This window comes from Azospirillum sp. (assembly GCF_035628975.1).
Classification (GTDB): Bacteria; Pseudomonadota; Alphaproteobacteria; order Azospirillales; family Azospirillaceae; genus Azospirillum.
This window is the reverse complement of the sequence record NZ_DASPIS010000016.1, coordinates 23,208-44,924: the sequence shown is the minus strand read 5'-3', so window position 1 is coordinate 44,924 and position 21,717 is coordinate 23,208. Positions and strand designations below refer to the sequence as shown.

Sequence of the window (21,717 nt, the reverse complement as noted above, 5' to 3'; positions counted from 1 at the left end):
CGCCGCCGGACACCGGCGCGTCGAGATAGTCGCAGCCCAGCTCGTTGACGCGGCGGGCGAAGTCCTTGGTGGCGACCGGGGAGATCGAGGACATGTCGACGACGATCTTGCCGGCGCCGAGGCCCTCGGCGACGCCGCCGGCGCTGAACAGCACCTTTTCGACGTCGGGGGTGTCGGGGACCATGATGAAGACGATCTCGGCCTGTTCCGCCACCTCCTTGCCCGACGCGCAGGTCACGGCGCCGCCGGCGGTCAGGCTGTCGGGCACCGGGCCGACGGTGTGGACGAACAGCGTGTGACCCGCCGCCTGAAGGTGGCCCGCCATCGGCGCGCCCATGATCCCCAATCCGATAAAGCCGATCTTGCTCATCTCTTTTCCTTCCAAAGCAATCTTGTCGTCGCGGGGCGGGGTTCAGCGAACCAGGCAGGGGCGCTTGTTGTCGAAGGTCCAGCCGGAGATCAGGTACTGCATGGCGATGGCGTCGTCGCGGGCGCCCAGGCCGTGTTCCTTGTAGAGCTCATGCGCCTTCGCCAGCTGGTCCATGTCGATCTCGACGCCCAGGCCCGGCTTCTGCGGCACGGCGACCAGACCGCCCTTGATCTGGAACGGCTCCTTGGTGAGGCGCTGGCCGTCCTGCCAGATCCAGTGGGTGTCGATCGCGGTGATCTTGCCCGGCGCCGCGGCGGCGACGTGGGTGAACATCGCCAGTGAGATGTCGAAGTGGTTGTTGGAGTGCGAACCCCAGGTCAGGCCCCATTCGTGGCACATCTGGGCGACGCGGACGGAGCCCTGCATGGTCCAGAAATGCGGGTCGGCCAGCGGGATGTCGACCGACTGCAGCTGGATGGCGTGGCCCATCTGGCGCCAGTCGGTGGCGATCATGTTGGTCGCCGTCGGCAGGCCGGTGGCGCGGCGGAACTCCGCCATCACCTCGCGGCCCGAATAGCCCTTCTCGGCGCCGCAGGGGTCCTCGGCATAGGCCAGCACGTCGCCCTTGCCCTTGCACAGGCGGATCGCCTCTTCCAGCGACCAGGCGCCGTTGGGGTCGAGCGTGATGCGCGCCTGGGGGAAGCGCTTGGCGAGCGCGGTCACCGCCTCGATCTCCTGCTCGCCGGCCAGGACACCGCCCTTCAGCTTGAAGTCGTTGAAGCCGTAGCGGTCATGGGCGGCCTCGGCCAGCCGGACCACCGCCTCGGGCGTCAGGGCCTCTTCATGGCGCAGGCGGAACCAGTCGTTCTTGGCATCGGGTTCGCTGCGATAGGGCAGGTCGGTCTTGGTGCGGTCGCCGACATAGAAGAGATAGCCCAGCATCTCCACCGCGTCGCGCTGCTGGCCCTCGCCGAGCAGGGCGGCGACCGGAACCTCCAGGAACTGGCCGAGCAGGTCGAGCAGGGCCGCTTCCAGAGCGGTGACGGCATGGATGGCGATGCGCAGGTCGAAGGTCTGCAGGCCGCGACCGCCGGAATCGCGGTCGGCGAAGGCCTTGCGGGCGGCGTTCAGGATGTTGTTGAAGGCGCCGATCGGCTGGCCGACCACCAGGGCGCGGGCGTCCTCCAGGGTCTGGCGGATCTTCTCGCCGCCGGGGACCTCGCCGACGCCGGTGTGGCCGGCGCTGTCCTTCAAGATCACCACGTTGCGGGTGAAGAAGGGGGCGTGGGCGCCCGACAGGTTCAGCAGCATGCCGTCATGGCCGGCGACCGGCACGACCAGCATTTCGGTGACTTTGGGGGAGGATTGGGAAGCCATGGTGGGTCTCCAGGGAAGGGGCGCGGCCATGGGAGCCGCGCTCCGCTTCGGATGATCGTGTGATGAGGGGGGGCGGATCGGGTTCCGGCGTGGAGGGGTCAGAGCGTCTTCAGTTCCACGCGCTTGATCTCGCCGACGATGAACAGGTAGCTGAGGATCGCGACGGCGGCGTTGGCGGCGACGAAGATCAGCGCACCGTCGAAGGACCCGGAACCGGCGACCAGATAGCCGATGACGATCGGGGTGGTGATGCCGGCGGTGTTGCCGAAGGTGTTGAACAGGCCGCCCGACAGGCCGCCGATCTCCTTCGGCGAGGTGTCGGCGACGACGGCCCAGCCCAGCGCCCCGACGCCCTTGCCGAAGAAGGCGAGCGCCATGATGGCGACGACCAGCCATTCGGCATCGACGTAGTTGCAGGCGATCATGCTCATCGACATCAGCATGCCGAGCACGATCGGCGTCTTGCGGGCAACGGACAGCGAGTAGCCTTTCTTGATCAGCCAGTCGGAGATCACGCCGCCCAGCACGCCGCCGATGAAGCCGGCGATGGCGGGAACCGAGGCGATCAGGCCGGCCTTCAGGATGGTCATGCCGCGGCCCTGGACGAGGTAGACCGGGAACCAGGTCAGGAAGAAGTAGGTCAGCGTGGTGATGGCGTATTGGCCGATGTAGATGCCCAGCAGCATGCGGTTGGACAGCAGCTGCTTCAGGTAACCGAGCTTCGGACCGCCGCCGGCCTTGGCCTTCTTCGCGTTGTCCATGTCGACCAGACCGCCGCCCTGCTCGATATGGTCGAGCTCGGCCTTGTTGATGAGCGGGTGGTCCTTCGGGCTGTACAGAACCTTCATCCAGACGAAGCCGAGCACGATGCCCAGCACGCCCATGACGTAGAAGACGTACTGCCAGCCGTAGGTCGCGGTGATCCACGCCATCAGCGGGGCGAAGATCACGGTGGCAAAATACTGCGCCGAGTTGAAGACGGCCGAGGCGGTGCCGCGCTCCGCCGTCGGGAACCAGGCGGAGACGATGCGCGAGTTCGCCGGGAAGGACGGCGCTTCGGTCAGGCCGACCATGAAGCGCAGGGCGAACAGCGTGAGGATCGCCGTGCCGGCGCCGAGGAAGCCGACGAAGCCCTGCAGCAGGGTGAAGATCGACCAGGTGATCAGGCTGAAGAAGTAGATGGTCTTGGAGCCGAAACGGTCGAGCAGCCAGCCGCCGGGAAGCTGGGCCAGCACATAGGCCCAGCCGAAGGCGGAGAACACGTACCCCATGGCGACGGCGTCGAGGCCGAGCTGCTTGGAGGCGGCGGGACCGGCGATCGACAGCGTGGCGCGGTCGGCATAGTTCACGGCGGTCAGGATGAACAGCATGAGCACGATCAGGTAGCGCACATGCGTCGGCTTCGCCTGGGCGGCTGCTGCCTTTTCTGCTGTTGGCGGTGTGGCCATTCCGTCAACCACCGTGTCGGTTGGTATGGAGGCTTCAGCGGACATGGACATTGCTCCCTATGATACCGCCCGGCTCCAGCCCGATTCTTGCTTTTTGGGGGCTTTGGCGTGTGCCTTGCGGAAGGTCACGGTTTGGCGCTTCTGCGGGTCCTGCCAGCGGGCGGTCCCTTGGTTTCGCAGCGCTATCAGTGACGAATTGATAGCGCTGCCATTCGGTAGATCCAAGGGCAAAATTCGATTCTTTCACGGCGTCTATGACAACGCTGTCAAAGAAAAATGGGCGCGATGTCCCTAAGGTGCTGAAAACAAAAAGCTCTTCTTGGGATCTGCGGCAGGGCGCCGCATCGTTTGCCTAGGTCAGGCTATACTTCTGGGGAGAGGGCATATTCATGGCCATGTCCCGGGTTCTTCTATGAAGCCCGCAAGTCATGGCTAAATAATAGCGCTGCGACCGGCAAGGAGCGAAGGGGCCGGGACCCATAATAGCGCTGCGCTGCGCTGCAGCATCGTAAAGCCAGTCATGCGGCACCGGCTGTTGTGCGTAGTGACAGCGCTGTCAATAATCTCGGGCAACGGCGGGAATGGCCCCGCCACCCTTTCACCCGATGCCTGCGCATCGTGATCAGGAGCGCAAAATGTCAGAACAGCCGGCGGAATTTCAACGTTTCGCCTTGAAGTTCATGGTCATGGCGATACTCGCGGCGGCGGTGGAGCTCGCCGTGCTGCACGGGTTCGACTCAGGCGAGGCCGAAACCGGCCATGCGGAGTGGGTCCGGAATGTTCCGGTGCTCGGCATCGATCTTCCCTTTACCTGATCGGGTCCTTCACCTGACTGGCGGACAGACCGGGCTCAGGTGCTTTCCCGCTCCACGATCTCGAAGCCGATGTCGACGATCTTCTCGACGGGCTTGTCTTCGAACCGCGCGAGCATCGCTTCGGCCGACAGCCGGCCGATCGCCTGCCGGTCGATCCGCACGGTGGAGAGGGCGGGATAGGTGTAGGGGGCGAACTCCAGGTCACCGAAGCCCATGATCGCGAGATCGCCCGGCACCGACAGGCCACGGGCCTGGGCTTCCGTCAGGACGCCTTGCGCAAGCGCATCGGAGCTGCAGAAGACGGCATCCGGAGGCTGCGGCCCGTCCAGCAGCTTCGCCAGCCCTTCGCGTCCAAGCTTCAGGTTGCCGGGCGCCGGCAGGATCGCGACCTGGATGTCGGTGACGCCACGTTCGGCCGCGGCCTCCTCGAAGCCCCGGCGGCGGACGGCGGCGCGTTCGTCGCTCGCCCAGACCAGCCCGAGGCGGCGGTATCCCTTGCCGATCAGATAGGCGGCCACCGCGCGCCCGAGCTTCTCATGCGAGAAGCCGACCAGCATGTCGATGGGCGTGGGCGTGAGATCCCAGGTCTCCACGACCGGAATCTTCGCCGCCAGAAGCCGCTGCCGGCTTTGGGGCGAATGGGTGATGCCGGTGAGGAACACCGCGTCGGGGCGGCGGCTCAGCACCGTGGCGAGCAGCTCGTCCTCCCGCGAGGCCGGATAGCCCGACAGGCCGAGCAGCACCTTGTAGCCGGCCTCGCCCAGCCGGTCGGTCAGGCATTCGACCGCCTCGGCGAAGATCGAGTTGCCGATGGTCGGGACGATCGCCGCCACCAGCCGGCTGCGCTTGGAGGCGAGGCCGCCGGCCAGCAGGTTCGGCACATAGCCGCTGCGGGCGATCACCTCCCGCACATGCTCCAGCGTGTCCTTGGTCACCAGTTCCGGCCGGTTGATCGCCCGTGAGACGGTGATCGGCGCCACGCCGGCCATTCGCGCCACTTCTTCCAGCGTGACGCTGCCGGAAGACCGGCTGGAAGTCCGGGGCGCAGGTTTTTTTTGATCCGGCTGGGGCGCCTTCTTGCCCGGCTTCCGTTTGGCATGGGTGGGCAGGGGATCCGACACGAGTGTACCTTCGGTAAGCCGGTTCAAGAGTTCAGGACAACATAGGGCTGTCGCGCGCCGTTTGCCAAGTTCCCGAGGGTCCGGTCCAAGCCCCTTCGGCAAGATGAACGAGAGGATGGGCGACTTGTCGCAGGAAACGACGAAGAAAATTCTTCTCAAGCCATGAGCACGGCGATACGGTGCCGATTGACAGCGCTGTCATAGGTGAATGTGGCTGGGATCGTATGCGATCCCCGCCGGCCGGGAGCGCGGTCCCCAATCCTCTGCCCGCTGCGCCGGCCCCGGTTCCGGGCGGCGCCGGTGCTCCGCCGTTCCGGCGATTCCGCAGCCCACGCGCCGTGCCGCATTCCGCCATGCCCATTGTTCCAGGCACCACGTTCAGGAGTAACCAGCCCATGGCCCTTCTCCGCAGCAGCCCATCAGGCCTTCCGCCGCGTCAGCGCAAGACCAAGATCGTGGCGACCCTCGGACCGTCCAGTTCGACGCCGGAGCGCATCCGCGAGCTGTTCGTCGCCGGGGTCGACGTCTTCCGCCTGAATTTCAGTCACGGCAGCCACGCGGACCATGGCGAGCGGCTGCGGGTGATCCGCGAGATGGAGCAGGAATTCGGCCGTCCCATCGCGATCATGGCCGACCTGCAGGGGCCGAAGCTGCGGCTCGCCACCTTCCGCGACGGGTCGATCACCCTCAACCCGGGGCAGGCGCTGCGGCTGGACCTGTCGTCCGAACCGGGTGACGGGACGCGCGTGGGCATGCCGCATCCCGAAATCTTCGCGGCCCTCCGGCCGGGGGCCGAACTGCTGCTGGACGACGGACGGGTCCGGCTCAGCGTCACCGCCTGCGGGTCGGACCATGCCGATACGGTCGTGGTCAGCGGCACCCGCCTGTCGGACCGCAAGGGCGTGAACGTGCCGGGCGTGGTGCTGCCGCTGTCGCCGCTGACCGCCAAGGACCGCCTGGATCTGGACTTCGCGCTGGAGCAGCGCGTGGACTGGGTCGCGCTCAGCTTCGTGCAGCGGCCGGAGGATGTGGCGGAAGCGCGCCGCCTGATCGGCGGGCGTGCCGCGCTGCTGTCGAAGATGGAGAAGCCGCAGGCGATCGAACATCTGGAACTGATCGTCGAACTGTCGGACGGCGTGATGGTAGCGCGCGGCGACCTCGGTGTCGAATTGCCGCCGGAGGATGTCCCGGCGCTTCAGAAGCGGATCGTGCGCGAGGCCCGCTTGGCCGGCAAGCCGGTGATCGTCGCCACCCAGATGCTGGAATCGATGGTGTCGGCGCCGGCGCCGACCCGGGCCGAGGCATCGGATGTCGCGACCGCCGTCTATGACGGTGCCGACGCCGTCATGCTGTCGGCCGAAACGGCGTCGGGCGAGTATCCCGTGGAAGCGGTGTCGATCATGGACCGCATCGCGCAGCGCGTCGAAGCCGACCCGCTTTACCGCAGGATCGTCGAATCCCAGCACCCGAGCCTGCAGGAAACCTCCGCCGACGCGATCACCGCGGCGGCCGGCCAGGTTGCCAGGACGATCCATGCGGCGGCGATCGTGACCTACACCACCTCCGGCTCGACGACCTTGCGCGCCAGCCGGGAACGGCCGGACGTGCCAGTCCTTTGCCTGACGTCGAACATGGCCACGGCGCGGCGGCTGCAGCTTGCCTACGGCGTGCACAGCCTCCACACGCGCGACATCGGCAGCTTCTCCGAGATGGTGCAGAAGGCCGTCCGCTATGCCCATGCCAGCGGGCTTGCCCAGGAAGGCCAGCGCGTCGTCATCACCGCCGGCGTGCCCTTCGGCGTTCCGGGCAACACCAACATCCTGCGGATCGCCTGGGTCGAGCGGCCGTCGCAGGGCTCCTCAATGCAACGCGAGACCGCGGCGTGTTTTCCGTGAGCGGCGCCTGTTGTGACGATCGGCCGCATGGTTCAAGCTGATCCCGGCACATGAGGCCTGTCGAAAAAGGCCCGACGGGAAGGGGAGGACGCAGCATGGCCCTGCCGGATCGCGACGACACCGGATCCGGCGGCGGGAAAGGCCCGCTGGCCGGGGTGGACCGCCGGCTGTTGGTGGTGGCGCTGGCCCTGGCGCTGCTGACATTGCTGGCGGTGCTGGACCGGCATCGGCCGACGCCGGGCTCGGCACCGCCGGTCGATTGGCGCCTGCCTATGGTGGAACTGCCGCGGACGGTGCCGATGGCGAAGGCGCCCGGCCCGCGTCGGGACGAGCTGCTGGGGGCGGATTGAGGTGGACGGATTGGTCGGGGCGGATTGATCGGGTCAGCCGACCGGCAGCCCGTCGCTCCCCTCGCCCAGCGGGCGTTCCATCAGAACGCTGTCCAGCCAGCGGCCGAACTTGAAGCCGACCGCCGGCAGCACCCCGACGGGACGGAAGCCGCAGGCGGCATGCAGGCCGATGGAGCCGTGGTTGGCGCTGTCGCCGATCACCGCGATCATCCGGCGGTATCCCGCCGCCTCGCAGATTTCGATCAGCGGCTCCATCAGCGCCCGGCCGATGCCGCGCCGGCCCATGCCGTCGGCGACGTAGACGGAATTCTCCAGCGTGAAGCGGTAGGCGCTGCGCGTGCGGTAGAGCCCGGCATAGGCGTAGCCGGCAAGCCGCCCCTCGCACTCCGCCACCAGATAGGGCAGGCCACGGGCCAGGATGTTGGCGCGGCGCCGCGCCATTTCCGCCTCGTCCGGCGGAACCTCCTCGAACGACGCGGTGCCGTGCAGGACATGGCGGGCATAGATCGCGGCGATGGCGGGGATGTCGGCGTCGGTGGACGCTCGCACGGTGATGGCAGGCATGAATGTCAACTCCGGTGAGGACGATCGGCGGGAAGAAGAAGGGCGCAGACGGTCGCCAACCCGCCGCCGACGCCGAGAAGTGCGAAACCCCAGCCCCAGGGCGAGCCTCCCATCTGGCCACCCATGCCGCCGGCCTGGTCCAGCACCAGCCCGACCGCCAGCGGCGCCGCGCCGCCGGCGCCGAAGCCGAGGATGGAGCGCACGGCCAGCGCCGCCCCCAGGCTGCCGGGCTCGACCGATTCCGTCATCGCCGTGGACAGGACGGGGGAATCGCCCAGCGCCGAGAAGCCGTAGAGGGCGGCCACCGCCAGCACCAGGACCAGCGGCATCCCGTCCATCCAGCCGATGGTGAAGGAACAGGCCGCACCCAGCAGCCCCATCGCCACCAGAACGGACCGCCGGCCCAAACGGTCGGAAGCCCGCCCCATCATCAGCGACGACAGGAAGCCCGAGAGATGGATGGCCGCGGCGATCCACAGCCCGCGCATGCCGGCTCCGCCGTCTCCTGAGCCGCTGAGGCTCGCGGTCAGGAAGGCAGGAAGCCAGGCCCACATGCCCAGCAGTTCCCAGCAATGGGTGGTGTAGCCGGCGGTCAGCAGGAAGGACCGGCGGTCGGCCAGGAAGCGGAAGGCGCCGCGCAGCCGCCGGGCGCCACCGCCGGCGACCAGATTGGCGCGCCCGCGCAGCCCCGGCGTGGCGAGCAGCGCCGCCAGCAGCGGCCCCAGCCCGCAGGCGATGAAGGCGGCCTCGTAGCCGAACCGCTCCGCCAGCCATGCTGCGAGAGCGATGGAGGCGAAATAGCCGAGCGACCCCGCCGCCAGCAGCCAGCCGACCGCCGCACCCCGGCGCGCCGTCGGCACGCCCTGCGCCACCAGCATGATGGACGGGGCATAGGTTCCGCCCTGCGTCAGCCCCATCAGCGCGAACAGCAGCAGGCCGCTTTCCGCCGAGCGGGCGAAGAAGGCGAAGGCGAGGCCGGTCAGGGCCGTCGCCCAACTCGCCCACAGGAAGACGCGCTTGGCGCCCAGGCTGTCGGCGAACCAGGAGGACCCCACCAGCGACAGGGCATAGCCGATGTTGAAGGCGGTCTGGATCGATCCGGCCTCCCCCGCCGACATGCCCCAGGCCTGCATCGCCGGCACGAGCGCGCCGGCATAGACCATGAAGGACAGCGACGTGGCGAAGCGGCTGGCGCACAGCAGCACGAGCCATGTGGAGGAGGGGGCCGGGGAAGGGGCCGGGGAGGCGGTCGTCATGGCCCCACCGTCGCGGAGCATCGCGGAAAAGGCAAATTTATTGATTTGATCGGAATCATAAGGAAGGCTGTGGGTATGCGCGGCTTGAATCTCGACCAACTCATCACCTTCGCCACCGTCGTCGAGCATGGCGGCTTCACCGAGGCGGCAAGCCGGCTCGGGCTGACCCAGCCGGCGGTCAGCATGCAGATCCGCAATCTTGAGGAGCGGTTCGGCGTGCGGCTGGTGGAGCGGGTGGGCAAGCGCGCCCTGCCGACGGCGGCCGGCCGCGACCTGCTGCCCTTCATCCGCCGCATGCGCGACGAGGTGGAGGCAGCATCCGCCGCCATGGGACGGCACCGCGCCGGGCAGTCGGGACGCGTGCGCATCGGCACCGGGGCGACCGCCTGCATCTACCGGCTGCCGCCGATCCTGACCGCGCTCCGCGCCGCCCATCCGGGGCTGGAGATCATCGTCGTCACCGGCAACACGCCCGACATCCTGGACGCGGTGGAGGCCGGAACGCTGGACCTCGCGCTGGTCACGCTGCCGGCCGTCCGCGCCGGCCTGTCCATCGAACCGGTGTGCAGCGAGGACCTGGTCTGCGTCGGGCCGCGGATCGGGGATGGGCCGGCGCCGGACGGCATCGCCCCGGCGGCACTGGCGGACGGGGCGCTGATCCTCTACGAGCGCGGCGGCACCATGCGGGCGGTGATCGACGGCTGGTTCATGGCCGGCGGAGTGCAGCCGCGCCCGGCGATGGAACTCGGCAATGTCGAGGCGATCAAGAACCTCGTCGCCGCCGGCCTCGGCCGGTCGATCCTGCCGTCGGTCACCGTCCAGGGACCAAGCGACTGCGACCGCTTCGCAGTCCAATCCCTGTCTCCGCCGCTGGTTCGCACGCTAGGGTTGGTTTTGCGGCGTGACAAAGTGCCTGATCCCGGTGTGCGGGCAATGGTCGGGGCGATTACAAATATGCGGTATTGATAAAGATAAAATTGATCGCCTCTTCAATCATCAGTCCTATTTCCTTTGGAGGGTTTACAGGGGCTTTCGGTCTTGCGCACTCTCGTCTACTGAGACTTTCGTTTTTCTTGAGCGCCTATGACCAAGCCGCAGTCTCTCCCGGATGAGCCCGCGACCAGCCGGATGGGGGGCGGGGCGGGTCCGGATGCCCAACCGAACGCTTCCCCGAACACTCAGCCGACTGTCCAACCGGGTACCGCTCCCGATGCGCAGCTGGCGGCGCGGGTGGAAGAGCTGGAGCGGGAAAACGCGCGGCTGAGCGCCGCCCTCGCCAACGCCTGCACCGGCTGCGACGACCTGCTGACGGTCACCGCGCTCAACGAGGATCTCCGAACCGCCTTCGATGCCCTGGAGCACAGCCGTGCCGCCCACGCCGACAGTGAAAGGCGGCTGCGCGCCATCCTGGACAGCGCCGTCGGCCACGCCATCCTGACCTTATCGCCGGACGGCAGGGTGACCAGCTGGAATCCCGGTTCCGTCCGCATCCTGGGCTGGACGGAGGAAGAGGCGCAAGGCCGTCCGGTCGCCTTCCTGTTCCCGCCGGAGGATGTCGTGGCCGGCGTGCCCGACGCGCTGAGGCTGCGGGCGCTGGCCGAAGGACGCATCCAGGAGGAGCGCGCCTTCCGCCGCAGCGACGGGGGCACGGTCTGGGGGGCGCTGACCATCCTGCCGCTGCAGGGCGACGAGGAGGGTTACCTGTGGATCCTGCACGACCGCTCCGACGAGCGGCGGATGGAGGAGGCCATAGCCGACGCGCGCAAGCGTGCAAGCGACATCCTGGACAGCATCGACGAGGCGCTGGTGGCGCTCGACCGCGATTACCGGGTGATCTACCAGAACCGGCGGGCCGAACAGCTCGACCACCAGCCGCTATCGGCGATCCGCGGCCGCCGCCTGTGGGAGATCTGGCCCCAGCTTGCCGGCTCCGACCTCGAGGCGCTGTGCCGCAAGACCATGACGGAACGGGTGCCGACCAGCATGGAGAAACGCCTGGACGGCGAGGACACCACGCTGTGGCTGGAGATCCGCATGCTGCCGACGGCGGAGGGGGTCGGCTGCTTCTCCCGCGACATCACCATGCGCAAGCGCGCGGAGGAGGAGGCACGCGCCTCGCACGAGCGGGCGGTGATGATCCTGGAAAGCATCAGCGACGCCTTCTATGCCATCGATCACGACTGGCGCTTCACCTACATCAACCGCAAGGCGGAGCAGCTCTGGGGCCGGTCGCGCGACACACTGCTGGGCCGGCGCATCTGGGACGCTTTCCCCAAGGTGCTGGGCAGCGAGGCGTTCGAGGCGCAGAAGCAGGCGGTGCGCGAAGGGCGGGAGATGACCGTCGAGGTCAAGTCGCCCATCCTCGGCGATTGGGTCGAGATCAGCATGTATCCAAGCCCGGACGGGCTTTCTGTCTATTTCCGCGACATCACCGCCCGCCGGCAGGCGCAGCAGGCGCTGATGCAGGCGAAGGAGACGGCGGAGGCGGCCGACCAGGCCAAGGGCAAGTTCCTGGCCGCCGCCAGCCACGACCTGCGCCAGCCGCTTCAGGCGCTTCTGCTGTTCGTCGACGTGCTGAAGCCCCATGTGCAGGGCAGCCAGGGCGCCAACGCCCTGATGCATCTCGGCCGCGGGCTGGACGCGCTGAAGGAGCTGCTCGACAGCCTGCTGGACATGTCGCGGCTCGACGCCGGGGTGGTGCAGCCGAACATCGAGACCGTGCCCATGGTCCCGCTGTTCGACCACATCGCCGCCTCCTACCGGCCGGTCGCGGCGGCCAAGGGGCTGGACCTGCATGTCCTGTCCTGCAACGCCTCCGCCCGCACCGACCGCACGCTGCTGACCCGCATGGTGCGCAATCTGGTGGAGAACGCGCTGCGCTACACCGAGAGCGGCCGGATCGACATCGAATGCCGGCAGACCGGCGGCCGCCTGCTGATCGAGGTGCGCGACACCGGCATCGGCATCCCGCCCGACCATCTGGAACGCATCTGGGAGGAGTTCCATCAGGTCGGCAATCCGGAACGCGACCGCAACCGCGGCCTCGGCCTCGGCCTTGCCATCGTGCGGCGGCTGTCGCAGCTGCTGAACCACCCCGTGGACGTCCAGTCGAAACCGGGGCAGGGGACCAGCTTCGTCATCGCCCTGCCGCTCGGCCGGACCGTCGAGCGTCCGCTCAGCCCGGCGGAAGCGGCGACGACCGGCCACGGCCGCTTCGCCGTGGTGGTGGACGACGACGCCATCGTGCTGCTGGGGCTGGAGACGATCTTCCGCGAATGGGGCTATGAGGTGCTGGTCGCCGGTTCCGCCGACAAGGCGGTGGAGGCGCTGCGCCGCAGCGGCCGCCGCCCCGATCTGGTCGTCGCCGACTACCGCCTGCGCGAAGGCCGCTACGGCACGGAAGCCGTCGCCGGCATCCGCGCCCTGTTCGAGCAGGCGGACGAGCCGCCGGTTCCGGGCCTGATCCTGACCGGCGAGACCGGCCCCGAGTGCGAACGCGACGCCGCCGCCCACGGGCTGGGCATCATCCACAAGCCGGTGACGCCGCGCCAGCTCAGCCATGCGCTCGGCGAACTGCTGGGATTGCAGTGATCGGGCCTGCGCCCCTTCGCCATTTGGAAGGGCGCAAATGTCGCGGCTCAGGATCCGGCTCGGACTTTGTTCGACCGCCGCGCGGCCTTAAGCTGGACAGCTGTGCTGTCGTGCGGGGGCTCTGTGGGAAGAGGGATCGTGAGTATTCTCGGATGGCTCGCCATGCTCTGCGGAGGGGCTTGGGCAGTGCTGGCGGTGATGTTCACGGGGCTGGACGCGCCGGAGAGTACCCTGGCGCTGCTGATCGCCATGCCCGGTGCACTGCTGGCGCTGCTTGGGCTGGGGCTGGTCGTCCTTGCGAATGCTTTGGGAGCGTCGCGGCGGTCCCGTTAGGTGCGGGCGCCCCGACGACCGGGGACGGCCTGCCGTTCGGCGGGGCGATGCGTGTTGCGCATCGCTGGAGTCCCGCCGAAATGCAACCGCGTCAGCCCTGCTCGATCAGGTCGGCGCAGGCGTTCACCGCGGCGGCGGCGTAGGGTCGGATGCGCGCCGGGATTTGCGACGGGTTGATGCCCGGCCCGAGGATGCCGACGCCGACCGGCTTCATGAACTGAAGCTGCAGGTCGATCAGGCTGCGGATCACCGCATGGCCCATGACGTTGCCATGTTCGGTCTCGCCCCGCTCGATGATGCCCAGCGCCACCGCGCCGGCGACGTCGTCGCGCATCAGCAGGCGCTTGATCGCCAGCGGCTTTTCCATCGAACCGGGAACCCAAACCTCCGCGACGATGCCGAGGCCGCGGCGGGCGGCGACCGCGCGCGCCTCGTCCAACATCTCTTCCCCTTCCTTGCGGTGGAACCGTCCGAGCACGATGCCGATGTTGCTCACCCTCTGTCTCTCCCCTGATTGGCGGCCCGAAGTCCGGCGGTCTGAAGTATTACGGTCTGAACCTGCGCCCAAACTGTCGCGTCGCCGCGCAAAGCGCAAGTGGCGTCGCCTGTTTGAAAATTTCCGCCGATCTTCGAAAGATTTCCGGCTCGCATTCTCAAATGCGGCCCGTCTTCCGCCGCATTACGTCAAGGCTTCGGCGAAGGATAGCCGTTTGCGGTCAAGGTTAAGTTTCGCCTACGGTTCGCTCCCAACTGCGGCAGGCCGTCGCAGCGTGCTACAAATCGGTACAAATTGCTCGCCGCCGCTTGTGTTGCGACCATGTAATGATGGGAGCGTGAGGTTTGCGCCGGTCCTGGCCTGAAGGGCGGCGCGGCCGTAACAGATCGGTCAGGCGAATCCGGAACGGCAATCATGTTGAAGGGTGCGATCGAATACGCGCCGTCGACCTTCGAGGAACGGGGGGCCGCGGTGGCCTTCACCACGCCGCTGCTGTCCCAGACCCGCGTGCGCCGCGGCGAACGGTCAAAGCTGGAGGTGCTGATTCCCAGCCTGTCGCAGGGCATGGGCATCTATGTGGTCGCCTGGAAATCGGTGCCCGACATGGTGTCGATGACCATGCACGACCGCTATCTCCACGACCTGATCGTGAAGGAGGACGCCTGTTCCCCCCACGAGATCCGCCGGGCGACGCTGAAGGCGGCGCGGCGCGGGCTGGCCGGGCCGAAGGCGGCGCAGGCCGCCCGCCGCGCCCTGGAGGATGATGAGGAGCAGAGCACCCTCACCCATTACCTGCTGATCCTGTCGATCCTGAAGGCGGTCGGGCTGGAATCGCCGGACATGCTGAAGGCCGGCATCGACACCGACGAAGGGCAGCGGTTGACCCGCCAGTTGATGACCCGCGCGGCGGAAAGCCTTCGGATGGACGCGACCCTGCTCTATTCCCGGCTGGCCGACGTCGCCGCGGTTGCCGCCCCGGTCGGGCTGGCGCGCTCGCCAAAGCCCGGCCGGCTGACGCGCGGGCTGATGGACCTGAAGGGGTTCCGCGACAGCCTGACCGACTGGGCGCGCGAGGTGCCGGGCGACGCCGCCCCGGTCGCGGCCTTCTGCGCGGAGGTGGCGCAGCACACCATCGCCATCGGCGACAAGGTTCTGGGCGACTTCCACCGCCGCATCGAGGCGATCGGTCCGCTGATGCGCGACTGGGACAGCGAGATCGTCCGCGTGCGCGCCCAGGCGGCGCGGATGGCGTGGCTGCTCGACGGCTGGAGCCACATCACCGGGGCCTGGGAAGTGGCGCAGACCGAGGACCACCACCAGCAGGCCGCGACCGTCAACGACCTGTTCCGCATCCTGCCCCTGCTGCCGAGGAAGGAGTCCAGCCGCGACTTCGTGGAGGATTCCAAGCAGGTGAGGCTGGCCCAGCGCCGCTCCGTCCGCATGCTGGAGGACTGGCGCACCGGCCAGATGGACATGGACGCCATCCGCCGGATCGAGGCGGTGAAAGCGCGCTCGCCATGACGGAACCGGCGGACGGAAGCGGACAGGGCAAGGTCGACCGCCTGCCGGGGCTGGAAAGCCGGCTGTTCGACATCCCCGAGGACAAGTTCATCGAGGTCGTCCGCCTGCTGGAGCGGGTGCGCGACCATCCCGACGTGCGCCAGACCTTCGCCGCCATCCGCCCGCGGCTGGTCCAGGTGCGGCCCGGCCGCCGCCCGACGATGAAGCGTGTCCTGTGCATGCCGTTCGAGGATGTGCTGGAGAGCTTCAGCGGGGTCGACGTGCCGCTTGGCCGCATCGAGCGGCGGGTGATCGAACCGGTCTGGCGGCTGGTGACGGAGTGCGGCGACACCGCCCTGATAGACCAGCTCGACCGGCAGGTGCAGGAGACCGCGCCCGGCAACATCAACGCGCTGCGCAACATCGGGCGCCGGCTGTGGCCGATGGCCGCCCTGGCCATTCGGAGCGCGGTGGAGCAGGACGGATCGCGCCAGATGGTGTGGCGGCTGCTTCACGGCGACGAGGAGCTGCGGCGGCAGGTTCTGGATGTCGCCGCCTTCCTGGACATCGGCCTGACGGTGGAGGCGCTGAAGGACGCGCTGGCGCCCAAGCCGCTGCCGAAGCTGGACGACCGCCATGTGGAAGCCATCGAGCAGGCGGCCCAGGCGGCGGCGCGCCAATCGCCGACGCTGGTCTATTACCTGCTGCTGGTCGCCGCCTCCCGCATGGCGAACCCGGCCGACCTGCTGACCGTGCTGAACGACATCGACCTCGGCAAGGCGCGGCGGGAACAGCCGGTGATCTTCGCCCAGCTTAGCGGGCTGGTGGTCACCAACCTGGAGGAGCGGAGCGCCCGCCTGGACGGGAACGGCTTTGGCAATGGCGGCGGGGCCGCCGTCGCCATCGCTCCGGAGGAGGCCATCGCCATTGCCGAACGGCTGGTCGCCAGCGTCAACACCACCTCCGCCGTCATGGATTTCCTGGCCGAGCCGGTCTATCGCGAGCGGCTGGACGCGGTGAAGGCGGCGGTGCGGACCATGGTGACCGGCAGCGTTCTCGACACCGCGCCCCAGGGCATCCTGACCGCGGTGGCGGCCCCCGCCGCCAATGGGCGGCCGGTTGCCGTGGACGACGACGCCCAGAGCGCGGCGGAGGACCATGCCCGCGCCTTGCGCCGGTGCGAGGGGCTGGCCGACGCGCTCGGCCTGCACCAGCCGCTGAAGGACGCCATGGCGTCGATGGAAAAAGGCCTGCTGGAGCGGGCACAGGCGCTGCTGGCGCAGTATCCCAGGGCCGCCGGCGACCCGGACGATGCGGAGACGGCGGAGATCAACCTGTTCTACGCCCTGCGCCTGCTGGAAATGGTCGCCGGCCCCGCCAGGGCCGACCGGCTCCGCACCGCCATCATGGCCGCGACGGGAGAGTTTGGAGAGGGGTAGGGGGCACCTGCTTCCCCCCTCTCCCCCCCGGGGAGAGGGGACTCTATCCGGGAGAGGGCGATCACCCCCTCACGAGGTCGCCGGCAGGGCGTCGCGCGCATCTTCCTCGTCGGCGTAGCGGCGGGCGAGGACGGCGCCGACCATCAGCTGGATCTGGTGGAACACCATCACCGGCAGCAGCACCAGACCGGCGGTGGCCGGGGCGAACAGCACGCCGGCCATCGGCACGCCGCTGACCAGCGACTTCTTCGATCCGCAGAAGACGATCACCGCCTCGTCCGCGCGGGAGAAGCCCAGGCGGCGGCTGAGCAGCGTCGTCCCGACCAGGAAAAGCGCCAGGATCGCGCAGTCGATCAGCACCACCATGCCCAGCGCCGCAGGCGGAACCTGATGCCACAGGCCGTTCACCACCGCCTCGCTGAAGGCGATGTAGACGACCAGCAGGATCGATCCGCGGTCGGTGAACTTCAGCATCGCCTTGTGCCGCGCCGCCCAGGCGCCGACCCAGCGCCGCAGCAGTTGTCCGGCGACGAAGGGCAGCAGAAGCTGCGCCGCGATGGTCTGCAGCGTGTCCAGCGACAGCGCGCCCCCCTGCACCTTCAGGAACAGCGCCACCAGCAGCGGCGTCATCAGGATGCCGGAGATGTTGGACAGGGTGGAACTGCACACCGCCGCCGCCACATTGCCCCGCGCCATCGAGGTGAAGGCGATGGAGGACTGGACGGTGGACGGCAGCAGGCAGAGGAACTGAACCCCGACCGCCAGGGCCGGCGGCAGCAGGCTGTGCGGCAGCGTCGCCACCACCGCCCAGCCGATCAGCGGGAAGGCGGCGAAGGTCAGGCTGAAGATCAGCAGGTGCAGGCGCCAGTGCGACATGCCCGCCACCACCTCTTCCCGCGGCAGACGGGCGCCGTGCAGGAAGAACAGCAGCGCGATGGCCGCCTCCGCCAGATAATGCACCCAGTGGGCGATCTGGCCCTGCACCGGCAGCACGGTCGCCAGCCCGACGGTCGCCACCAGGGCGATTGTGAAGCCGTCCATGTTCGGGCGCGGTACGCGGATCATCGTCACAAGGCTCCTTCGCAGCGTCCTCAGGTATACGGTATCCAGAAACTAGCCCCGCACCGCAGCAATATGAAAGCGCGACCACGCCGCACCCAGCCGGACGGCACGCATGGCAGCGTTGAAATCACTGCCTTTTTTAGACTCTTTCCACGATGCGGCAGCGTATCCGCAAGGGCCAAGGCGGTGGCGAAGCGCCCTTAATCCCTTGAAGGACTACAGGTTTCGCAGGCGTCAGCTTGCCCCTTGCCACCCGCCTCGCCATACGGTAACGTATGGTCAAAGAACGGATGATTTCCTAGGGGAGCGATACGCCATGCTGTCCAACCAGTACCCCAGCCTGAATTTCGACCTCGGTGAATCGGCCGATATGCTGCGCGATTCGGTGCGCAGCTTTGCCGCCAACGAGATCGCCCCCCGCGCCGCCGAGATCGACCACAGCAACGAGTTCCCGAACGAATTGTGGCGCAAGATGGGCGACCTCGGCATCCTCGGCGTGACGGTCGAGGAGGAATATGGCGGCGCCGGCATGGGCTATCTGGAGCATGTCGTGGCGATGGAGGAGGTGTCGCGCGCCTCGGCCTCGGTGGGGCTCAGCTACGGCGCCCATTCGAACCTCTGCGTCAACCAGATCCGCAAGAACGGCACCGAGGATCAGAAGCGCCGCTACCTGCCGAAGCTGATCTCCGGCGAGCATATCGGCGCGCTGGCGATGTCGGAGCCGAACGCCGGGTCCGACGTGGTGTCGATGAAGCTGCGGGCGGAGAAGAAGGGCGACCGTTACGTCCTGAACGGCACCAAAATGTGGATCACCAACGGCCCCGACGCCGACACGCTGGTGATCTACGCCAAGACCGACATCAACGCCGGCCCGCGCGGCATCACCGCCTTCCTGGTGGAGAAGGGCTTCAAGGGCTTCTCGGTGGCGCAGAAGCTGGACAAGCTGGGCATGCGCGGCTCCAACACCGGCGAACTGGTGTTCGAGGACTGCGAGGTGCCGGAGGAGAACATCCTGGGCGGCGTCGGCCGCGGCGTGAACGTGCTGATGTCCGGCCTGGATTACGAGCGCGCGGTGCTGTCCGGCGGTCCGCTCGGCATCATGCAGGCCTGCATGGACGTGGTGATCCCCTATGTCCACGACCGCAAGCAGTTCGGCCAGCCCATCGGCGAATTCCAGCTGATGCAGGGCAAGATCGCCGACATGTACACGATCATGAACGCCGCCAAGGCCTATGTGTACGCTGTCTGCAAGGCCTGCGACCGGGGCGAGACCACCCGCAAGGACGCCGCCGCCGCCATCCTGTTCTCCGCCGAAAAGGCGACCTGGATGGCGCTGGAGGCCATTCAAACCCTGGGGGGCAACGGCTACATCAATGAGTACCCGACCGGCCGCCTGCTGCGCGACGCCAAGCTCTACGAGATCGGCGCCGGCACCAGCGAGATCCGCCGCATGCTGATCGGGCGCGAATTGTTCAAAGAAACGGCCTGAAGGCTGGGAGACCGCGTAAAGCGGTTCGGCAAAGCATAGAGAGCATCGAGGGAAAGGGACCGACCACCATGACCGACAGCATCGTCATCGCCGCCGCCGTCCGCACGCCGATGGGCGGCTTCCAGGGCGACCTCATGGGCCTGACCGGCCCGCAGTTGGGCGCCGTCGCCATCCAGGCGGCGCTGGAACGCGCCGGCTTGGCCGGGGACGCGGTGGACGAGGTGTTCATGGGTAACGTGCTGTCGGCCGGTCTGGGCCAGGCGCCGGCGCGTCAGGCGGCGCTGGGCGCCGGGCTGCCGAAGGGGGTGGGCTGCACCACCATCTCCAAGGTCTGCGGGTCGGGCATGCGGGCGGTGATGTTCGCCCATGACGTCATCAAGGCCGGCTCGGCCAAGGTCGTGGTGGCCGGCGGCATGGAGAGCATGTCGAACGCCCCCTACCTGCTGGACCGCGCCCGTGCCGGCTATCGCATGGGTCACGGCAAGGTGCTGGACCACATGTTCTTCGACGGTCTGGAGGACGCCTACGAGAAGGGCCGCCTGATGGGCACCTTCGCCGAGGAATGCGCCAGCAGCTACAACTTCACCCGCGAGGCGCAGGACAACTACGCCATCGAAAGCCTGACCCGCGCCCGCAAGGCGGTGGAGGACGGCTCCTTCAAGGCGGAGATCGCGCCGGTTCTGGTGAAGGGTCGCAAGGGCGACACGCTGGTCGACACCGACGAGCAGCCGGGCAAGGGCGATCCGAAGAAGATCCCGACGCTGAAGCCAGCCTTCGCCAAGGACGGCACGGTGACGGCGGCCAATGCCTCGTCGATTTCCGACGGCGGCGCGGCGCTGGTCGTCACCACCCGCAGCGAGGCGGAGAAGCGCGGCCTGCGCGTGGTCGCCGAGATCAAGGGCCATTCCAACCACGCCCAGCAGCCGGCGCTGTTCACCACCGCCCCGGTCGGTGCCATGCAGAAGCTGTTCGACAAGCTGGGCTGGTCCGCCCGCGACGTCGATCTGTTCGAGATCAACGAAGCATTCGCCGTGGTGACCATGGCGGCGATGCGCGACCTCGACCTGCCGCACGACAAGGTGAACGTGCATGGCGGCGCCTGCGCGCTTGGGCATCCGATCGGGGCTTCGGGGGCGCGGATCCTGGTGACGCTGCTGGCGGCGTTGGAGAAGTATGACCTGAAGCGTGGCGTGGCGTCGCTGTGTATTGGGGGCGGTGAGGCGACGGCGATCGCGGTGGAGCGGGTGTAAGGGCGGGCACTTGCCCCCTCCCTAACCCTCCCCCTCTTCGAGGGAGAGGGAATTGCCGCCGCTTCGCGCTACGTCACGCCGCCAAGCGTCCTACCCCCCTCTCCCTCGAATAGGGGGAGGGATGGGGAGGGGGCACGGCACAGCACGCCACCAACAAAGAACCATCGCCCGAGGAAACGCCCGATGCACCTGACCGAAGAACAGACCATGGTCCGCGACATGGCCCGCGCCTTCGCGCAGGACCGGCTCGCCCCAACCGCCGCCGAGCGCGACCGCAGCGGCGCCTTTCCCAAGGCGGAACTCGCCGAGATGGGCGAACTCGGCCTGATGGGCATGCTGGTGCCGGAGGAGTATGGCGGCGCCGCCACCGACCATGTCGCCTACGCGCTCGCCATCGAGGAGATCGCCGCCGGTGACGGCGCCGTCTCCACCATCATGAGCGTCCACAACTCGGTCGGCTGCATGCCGATCCTGAAGTTCGGCACGGACGCGCAAAAGGACCGCTTCCTCAAGCCGATGGCGCGCGGCGAGATGCTGGGCGCCTTCTGCCTGACTGAACCGCAGGCGGGGTCCGACGCCTCGGCGATCAAGACCCGTGCCCGGCGCGACGGCGATTGCTGGGTGCTGAACGGCACCAAGCAGTTCATCACCTCCGGCTCGCAGGCCGACGTCGCCATCGTCTTCGCGGTGACCGATCCGGCCGCCGGCAAGAAGGGGCTCAGCGCCTTCATCGTGCCGACGGACACGCCGGGCTATCAGGTGGCGCGGACGGAGGAGAAGCTGGGACAGCACTGCTCCGACACCTGCCAGATCGTGTTCGAGGAGTGCCGGGTTCCCGCCGACCTGATGCTCGGGGCCGAAGGGGCGGGCTACAAGGTGGCGCTGGCGAACCTGGAGGGCGGGCGCATCGGCATCGCCTCGCAGTCGGTCGGCATGGCGCGCGCGGCGCTGGACCACGCCATCCGCTATGCCCAGGAACGCCAGAGCATGGGCGTGCCGATCATCCAGCATCAGGCCATCGCCTTCCGCCTCGCCGACATGGCGACCCGGGTGGAGGCGGCGCGCCAGATGGTGCTGCATGCGGCGAGCCTGCGCGATGCCGGGGTGCCCTGCATGAAGGAGGCGGCGATGGCCAAGCTGTTCGCCTCCGAGATCGCGGAGAAGGTCTGTTCCGACGCCATCCAGGTCCATGGCGGCTATGGCTATCTCGCCGATTTCCCGGTCGAGCGCATCTATCGCGACGTCCGGGTCTGCCAGATCTACGAGGGCACCAGCGACATCCAGCGGTTGGTCATCAGCCGCGCGCTTGTTCAATAACCCCCAAGCCCAATAACCAAGACCGCCAAACCGGGAGGAAGACG

At 68.1% G+C, this 21,717-nt stretch carries 19 protein-coding genes; 11 read left to right on the top strand and 8 right to left on the bottom strand.

What is annotated here, in order from left to right; translation table 11 throughout:
- The 3 genes from VD964_RS03535 to VD964_RS03525 all read right to left on the bottom strand — a co-directional run.
- On the bottom strand, positions 1 to 370 hold a 370-nt coding region (locus tag VD964_RS03535; RefSeq protein WP_324865631.1), incomplete at its 3' end, for an NAD(P)-dependent oxidoreductase.
- Between the two features lie 42 nt (positions 371 to 412).
- A complete protein-coding gene (gudD, locus tag VD964_RS03530; protein WP_324865629.1) occupies positions 413 to 1,747 on the bottom strand; it encodes a glucarate dehydratase in 1,335 nt (444 codons plus the stop codon).
- Positions 1,748 to 1,845: 98 nt separating this feature from the next.
- Entirely contained in the window at positions 1,846 to 3,240 is a 1,395-nt protein-coding gene (locus VD964_RS03525) for an MFS transporter (RefSeq protein ID WP_324865627.1), read from the bottom strand.
- Between the two features lie 590 nt (positions 3,241 to 3,830).
- Between VD964_RS03525 and VD964_RS03520 the strand changes: the two genes are divergently transcribed.
- Positions 3,831 to 4,010 (top strand): hypothetical protein, encoded by a 180-nt coding sequence (locus VD964_RS03520; RefSeq protein WP_324865625.1) that lies wholly within the window; start codon positions 3,831 to 3,833, stop codon positions 4,008 to 4,010.
- Between the two features lie 35 nt (positions 4,011 to 4,045).
- Here VD964_RS03520 and VD964_RS03515 read toward each other — a convergent pair whose 3' ends face one another.
- Positions 4,046 to 5,131, bottom strand: a complete 1,086-nt coding sequence (locus VD964_RS03515) for a LacI family DNA-binding transcriptional regulator (RefSeq protein ID WP_414637091.1) — start codon at positions 5,129 to 5,131, stop codon at positions 4,046 to 4,048.
- 395 nt (positions 5,132 to 5,526) lie between these two features.
- Here VD964_RS03515 and pyk point away from each other — a divergent pair, with 395 nt between their 5' ends.
- Together pyk and VD964_RS03505 are read left to right on the top strand one after the other, a co-directional pair.
- On the top strand, positions 5,527 to 7,026 hold the full coding sequence (pyk, locus tag VD964_RS03510; protein ID WP_324865621.1) for a pyruvate kinase: 1,500 nt from the start codon (positions 5,527 to 5,529) through the stop codon (positions 7,024 to 7,026).
- Positions 7,027 to 7,121: 95 nt separating this feature from the next.
- Positions 7,122 to 7,376, top strand: coding sequence for a hypothetical protein (locus tag VD964_RS03505; RefSeq protein WP_324865619.1), 255 nt, complete (start codon positions 7,122 to 7,124; stop codon positions 7,374 to 7,376).
- 33 nt (positions 7,377 to 7,409) lie between these two features.
- On the opposite strand, the gene VD964_RS03500 is transcribed toward VD964_RS03505, so the two are convergent.
- Both VD964_RS03500 and VD964_RS03495 read right to left on the bottom strand, forming a co-directional pair.
- Entirely contained in the window at positions 7,410 to 7,940 is a 531-nt protein-coding gene (locus VD964_RS03500; protein WP_324865617.1) for a GNAT family N-acetyltransferase, read from the bottom strand.
- Positions 7,941 to 7,945: 5 nt separating this feature from the next.
- Positions 7,946 to 9,196 (bottom strand): MFS transporter, encoded by a 1,251-nt coding sequence (locus VD964_RS03495; RefSeq protein ID WP_324865615.1) that lies wholly within the window; start codon positions 9,194 to 9,196, stop codon positions 7,946 to 7,948.
- Positions 9,197 to 9,271: 75 nt separating this feature from the next.
- On the opposite strand from VD964_RS03495, the gene VD964_RS03490 reads away from it, so the two are divergent.
- The 3 genes from VD964_RS03490 (at position 9,272) to VD964_RS03480 (ending at position 13,120) form a co-directional block, all read left to right on the top strand.
- Positions 9,272 to 10,162: a LysR family transcriptional regulator gene (locus tag VD964_RS03490; protein ID WP_324865613.1), complete on the top strand. Its 891-nt coding sequence runs from the start codon at positions 9,272 to 9,274 to the stop codon at positions 10,160 to 10,162.
- Positions 10,163 to 10,279: 117 nt separating this feature from the next.
- Positions 10,280 to 12,787, top strand: coding sequence for a PAS domain-containing protein (locus tag VD964_RS03485; RefSeq protein WP_324865611.1), 2,508 nt, complete (start codon positions 10,280 to 10,282; stop codon positions 12,785 to 12,787).
- A 138-nt stretch (positions 12,788 to 12,925) separates the two neighbouring features.
- Positions 12,926 to 13,120: a hypothetical protein gene (locus VD964_RS03480; protein ID WP_324865609.1), complete on the top strand. Its 195-nt coding sequence runs from the start codon at positions 12,926 to 12,928 to the stop codon at positions 13,118 to 13,120.
- Positions 13,121 to 13,211: 91 nt separating this feature from the next.
- On the opposite strand, the gene VD964_RS03475 is transcribed toward VD964_RS03480, so the two are convergent.
- Positions 13,212 to 13,616 (bottom strand): 6,7-dimethyl-8-ribityllumazine synthase, encoded by a 405-nt coding sequence (locus tag VD964_RS03475; protein WP_324865607.1) that lies wholly within the window; start codon positions 13,614 to 13,616, stop codon positions 13,212 to 13,214.
- A 414-nt stretch (positions 13,617 to 14,030) separates the two neighbouring features.
- Between VD964_RS03475 and VD964_RS03470 the strand changes: the two genes are divergently transcribed.
- Together VD964_RS03470 and VD964_RS03465 are read left to right on the top strand one after the other, a co-directional pair.
- On the top strand, positions 14,031 to 15,137 hold the full coding sequence (locus tag VD964_RS03470) for a hypothetical protein (protein WP_324865605.1): 1,107 nt from the start codon (positions 14,031 to 14,033) through the stop codon (positions 15,135 to 15,137).
- Positions 15,134 to 16,555: a hypothetical protein gene (locus tag VD964_RS03465; protein WP_324865603.1), complete on the top strand. Its 1,422-nt coding sequence runs from the start codon at positions 15,134 to 15,136 to the stop codon at positions 16,553 to 16,555. Before VD964_RS03470 ends, VD964_RS03465 begins: the two co-directional genes overlap by 4 nt.
- A gap of 69 nt (positions 16,556 to 16,624) precedes the next feature.
- Here the strand turns inward: VD964_RS03465 and VD964_RS03460 are convergent, their stop codons facing one another.
- Positions 16,625 to 17,620 carry a bile acid:sodium symporter family protein gene (locus VD964_RS03460; RefSeq protein WP_324865601.1) on the bottom strand — a complete coding sequence of 332 codons (996 nt, stop codon included), beginning with the start codon at positions 17,618 to 17,620 and terminating at the stop codon, positions 16,625 to 16,627.
- Between the two features lie 313 nt (positions 17,621 to 17,933).
- Here VD964_RS03460 and VD964_RS03455 point away from each other — a divergent pair, with 313 nt between their 5' ends.
- From VD964_RS03455 to VD964_RS03445, 3 genes are all read left to right on the top strand, one after another.
- Positions 17,934 to 19,106, top strand: coding sequence for an isovaleryl-CoA dehydrogenase (locus VD964_RS03455; protein WP_324865599.1), 1,173 nt, complete (start codon positions 17,934 to 17,936; stop codon positions 19,104 to 19,106).
- 68 nt (positions 19,107 to 19,174) lie between these two features.
- Positions 19,175 to 20,356 (top strand): acetyl-CoA C-acyltransferase, encoded by a 1,182-nt coding sequence (locus VD964_RS03450; protein ID WP_324865597.1) that lies wholly within the window; start codon positions 19,175 to 19,177, stop codon positions 20,354 to 20,356.
- Between the two features lie 183 nt (positions 20,357 to 20,539).
- Entirely contained in the window at positions 20,540 to 21,673 is a 1,134-nt protein-coding gene (locus tag VD964_RS03445) for an acyl-CoA dehydrogenase (protein WP_324865595.1), read from the top strand.
- Positions 21,674 to 21,717: the final 44 nt, after the last annotated feature.